The sequence below is a fragment of the Bradyrhizobium sp. STM 3809 genome (assembly GCF_000239795.1).
Lineage (GTDB): Bacteria > Pseudomonadota > Alphaproteobacteria > Rhizobiales > Xanthobacteraceae > Bradyrhizobium.
Genome location: NZ_CAFJ01000407.1, coordinates 1 through 990, shown reverse-complemented (window position 1 = coordinate 990; position 990 = coordinate 1). Strand labels below are relative to the sequence as shown.

General features: G+C 64.1%; 1 protein-coding gene. It reads left to right on the top strand.

Translation table 11 applies throughout. The features are described 5' to 3' along the window. Window positions 1-227: 227 nt before the first annotated feature. Window positions 228-990, top strand: a 763-nt coding sequence (locus BRAS3809_RS20010) for a glutamine synthetase beta-grasp domain-containing protein (protein ID WP_035657094.1), incomplete at its 3' end; no start/stop codon positions are given.

The following is a 990-nucleotide window of genomic DNA, read 5'->3' as shown; positions in this document are numbered from 1 at the left end:
CCCGCCCGTCCCGCGGCTTGGAACGGTCGCTTCGTCCCAAGCCCCGGATGGAGAAAATCTGCTGCGACAGCAGCCGCAATGGCAGCCCAGGTGTCCTCTGGCGGGCACCTCGACGCTGCCGTTTTGGCGTTTCCGATGTTGTCTTGGCCCCCGGGCGAGGCTATGGAGCATCACCCGCGGACGCCGTCCCGCGCCGGGCCGTGACGTTTCAGCCAAGAGGGGTATTCATGAAGACCGCCAAGGACGTCTTGAAAGCAATCAAAGACAACGACGTCAAATACGTCGACCTCCGCTTCACCGATCCGCGGGGCAAGTGGCAGCACGTCACCTTCGACGTCAGCATGATCGACGAAGACATTTTCGCCGAAGGCACCATGTTCGACGGCTCCTCGATCGCCGGCTGGAAGGCGATCAACGAATCCGACATGTGCCTGATGCCCGACCCGGTCACCGCGACGATCGATCCGTTCTTCGCCGAAACCACCATGATCATCACCTGCGACGTGCTCGAGCCGACCACCGGCGAGCCGTACAACCGCGACCCCCGCGGCATCGCCAAGAAGGCCGAGGCGATGGTGAAGTCGATGGGCGTGGGCGACGCCGTGTTCGTCGGCCCGGAGGCCGAGTTCTTCGTGTTCGACGACGTCCGCTACAGCTCCTCGCCGTACAACACCGGCTTCCGCCTCGACTCCTCGGAGCTGCCGACCAACTCCGACACCGAGTATGAGGGCGGCAATCTCGGCCACCGCATCCGCACCAAGGCCGGCTACTTCCCGGTGCCGCCGCAGGACTCGGTGCAGGACATGCGCTCGGAGATGCTCGGCGCGATGGCCCGCATGGGCGTCAAGGTCGAGAAGCACCATCACGAGGTCGCCTCCGCCCAGCACGAGCTCGGCATGAAGTTCGACACGCTGACCCTGATGGCCGACCAGATGCAGATCTACAAGTACTGCATCCAGCAGGTCGCGCACATCTACGGCAAGACCGCCA